This window comes from Sediminitomix flava (assembly GCF_003149185.1).
GTDB classification, from domain to species: Bacteria; Bacteroidota; Bacteroidia; order Cytophagales; family Flammeovirgaceae; genus Sediminitomix; species Sediminitomix flava.
Genome location: NZ_QGDO01000022.1, coordinates 1 through 3,010, shown reverse-complemented (window position 1 = coordinate 3,010; position 3,010 = coordinate 1). Strand labels below are relative to the sequence as shown.

Below are 3,010 nucleotides of genomic sequence, written 5' to 3'. Positions count from 1 at the left end.
ATTCGGTGTAGTTCTAAAGTGAAATCTAAATGATAGTTCACTAAAAATTCTTCTAATAATATTCACTCAGTTTACTTTAATTATTACTCACAACGGCTCGGGCATGGTATTGCACTTAGGTCGTGTTGCCGGTAAGTGTGGTGTGAACTATGCCCCTTGTTGGGCTTCGTTTTTTATTTCTTATCTATCTTTCTTGGAAAACCAAAATAACTATTTGGTAATTGGCGATCTGAACGAATCCTATTTATTATGAATTCCTCATCATAAATCACATAGTAATATAAACTTGGATCATACTCACTTCCAACAGAAACGATATAGCCATTATATATTCCATTTCGGATCTTATGACGTTCACTATCAGGGATAAAATCTATATATCCCTTATATAAACGATTTCTTATGCTATCAAGTACATTTTGATTTGATACCGAATCATCGTGTATGACTTTTTTTAATAGTTCATTATCTACCGCCATTTTAAAAAATGTACTATCTGGATATCCCTTCATTATGATTTGAAATCCTTGATAAACCCCATACCTCTCTTCTAATAAGTTATAAGGAGATTTTTCGTCATCATACACACATAAAGTATCGACGTCTTGAGAGCTTTGGTTTTTAAAATCAAATACAATTATTGATTCTCTTTTGTTTAATTCTCTTCCAGAAACGTCCGTCAAAAACATTTCTAACAAATCTTTTGACGTAAGAGTTAATTCTCCCTCACCATAAGCACTCTGTGAAAATGCTGATCTGTACATTGTTAACAAACCAAACACAAGTAACACAAATCGTTTATATCTGATCATTTACCTTTAATTCAGAATTTGCTTTTATAGCTCTTCATAATCATCATCTGCTAAAAGTTTAATTATGAAGCCCAACGACCTGGGCATGGTATCGCAGGCAGGTTGCGTCGCATAGCTGCCTGTGGAATATGCCCCTTGTTATGAGCTTTTATTCACTTATTAATTTTATAATATCTTGAGTATAATCAGACTTTATATCCTTTGAATAATCAAAAGTTAAATCTTTTTGAATTAGAATATCAATCTGATTTTCAACACAAAATTTATTAATTATAGACTTTGTATAGATCAATATGATTGAGTCCTGTTCCTGTCTTAATTGATCTATTTCTGATAAAATCATATTCATCTGCTTTTCAAGGCTCGTTAAACCATAATTCCACTCAGATATCAATTCTTCATTCCAAAAACATGTCTCTACTAAATCTGAATATTCATTATGTATCTTCTGATTAATTAATTTGGTTGAATCCCTTAAAGCTTGGATTCTGTTTTGATAATCAACTGTTTTAATTATCGACACATGATTATAAAGAGAATCATAATCAACAATTCCCATTTATTGTTGACCATTTGCCTTAAAACCTGAGAGAAGAATTAAAATTATGAAACTAAATAACTTCATATGTTTTCTTGCTCATAACGACTCGGCTAAAAAGCATTTCAAAGAACTTACGTCCCGTCTACTAAATAGCCACAAGCCTTTTAAAGTTTTTTCAATTTTGTGGCGGGCTTGCTTACACGCAATAACCACCAATTTTACTACTAAATTAATGCTTTTTTAGCCTTTGTTGTACGCTGTTTTTTGTTAGTTATCATATTGCGCCAATTCAATTTCCTCGTCACTTGGTAACCAACCATTATTAATTTTTTCAATCAAGTCCGTCAGATGTTTTTTTACTTTCCGCTTGGTAAAATCCACACACACTATTTTATCTATGTCAAAATTATCATCGTGCGCTAGAGTAGAAGCAAACCAAAACCCTTCACCAAAGTTTTTATGAGCTGTCGTAACTGGCGACTTTTCATAGTCAAATTCTTGTTTTGTCTTCATTTCATAATCGCCCCCTCTCCAAGCTATTTCCTCATCAAAATAGTTTTCCGTCCAATGTGCTAATGTTCCAGCGCTACATGTATATGAGACATTTTTGTCCATACAAATTTTAACTGATGGCGGAACCAATTCTTCATCTTCTTTATCTGCTATTGTAAAGGCTACCCAATCATTTTTTGGCAAAGAAGACTTCCATTCAGAATTATTTCTAATCTGAACGTAATATATTTTTCTTCTATTTATTCTACCTATGAGTTCCATTTTTCAACTTGCGTACAACGACATGGGCATGGTGTCACAGGCGGATTGCGTCGCATGACGACTGTGAACTATGCCCCTTGTTGTAGCCAGTTTTTTCTTTTAAAAATTTATAGTGTCTTTAATAATTAATTACATTGATTTTCCTGAACTATTGCTTCATTCACTTCCATTAGCTCTACAGGAAACTCTAATCTTTGAGACAATTTAGGAGGTAATACCCCACTTAGTTGATTACCTTCAGATATAGACTTTTCTACTTCAAAACAATTACTCTTTTCAAGAGATTCTGATGAAGTAATTCTTGAAGCATATTCTTCTTCAACCGTAAAAGTTTCAAAATAATAGCTTTCGCCTTCAATCCTTTGAAAAGCATCATCTTTAAAAGTAACGAACATATATTCTACTAGCTCACAGTTTGTGTAATAATAATAGTAAGTAGTTTTTAAAGCTGTGTTGTTTTCAAATATCACCAATTCTTCAAATAGTTTTGCCTCTTCATTATCATTTGGTCTAAGTGTTTTTACTTCACCGTATACTTCTTTCACACCATCTAAAATCCAAGTACTTCCATTCCTTTGAATTCATCGAATTTGCAAGATGGTTCCATTATTTCATCTGTAGAACAAGCAAATACGCCCAATAAACCTAACAGTAAAAAAGTCTTTTTCATTTATAATAATTAGTTTTAATGTAAATCTACCTTCTAAGTCTCATCAATTACTTAATAGACTTGATACTATATTTCTCTTTTAGCACTACTTATTGGCTACAACGAATCGGGCATGGTAGCGCAGGCAGATTGCGTCGCATGATGCCTGTGAACTATGCCCCTTGTTGTGGGCAGTTTTATTTATTTTTAAATTTTGTGGAGAGTAAAATTAAA

Annotated in this window: 4 protein-coding genes; all 4 read right to left on the bottom strand. The window is 32.6% G+C overall.

Annotated elements, in window-relative coordinates:
• Positions 1–173 precede the first annotated feature (173 nt).
• Positions 174–812 (bottom strand): hypothetical protein, encoded by a 639-nt coding sequence (locus BC781_RS25225; RefSeq protein ID WP_146201790.1) that lies wholly within the window; start codon positions 810–812, stop codon positions 174–176.
• Positions 813–960: 148 nt separating this feature from the next.
• Positions 961–1,371: a hypothetical protein gene (locus tag BC781_RS25220; RefSeq protein ID WP_109623315.1), complete on the bottom strand. Its 411-nt coding sequence runs from the start codon at positions 1,369–1,371 to the stop codon at positions 961–963.
• Between the two features lie 249 nt (positions 1,372–1,620).
• Complete coding sequence (locus tag BC781_RS25215; RefSeq protein ID WP_109623312.1) at positions 1,621–2,127, bottom strand: hypothetical protein; 507 nt, start codon at positions 2,125–2,127, stop codon at positions 1,621–1,623.
• A 125-nt stretch (positions 2,128–2,252) separates the two neighbouring features.
• Entirely contained in the window at positions 2,253–2,672 is a 420-nt protein-coding gene (locus BC781_RS25210) for a hypothetical protein (RefSeq protein ID WP_109623310.1), read from the bottom strand.
• Between the last annotated feature and the right edge of the window lie 338 nt (positions 2,673–3,010).

Excerpts from the sequence above, each read along its gene's own strand:
- BC781_RS25215 (WP_109623312.1), bottom strand. The coding sequence starts at position 2,127 with ATGGAACTCATAGGTAGAATAAATAGAAGAAAAATATATTACGTTCAG.
- BC781_RS25220 (WP_109623315.1), bottom strand. The coding sequence starts at position 1,371 with ATGGGAATTGTTGATTATGATTCTCTTTATAATCATGTGTCGATAATT.
- BC781_RS25225 (WP_146201790.1), bottom strand. The coding sequence starts at position 812 with ATGATCAGATATAAACGATTTGTGTTACTTGTGTTTGGTTTGTTAACA.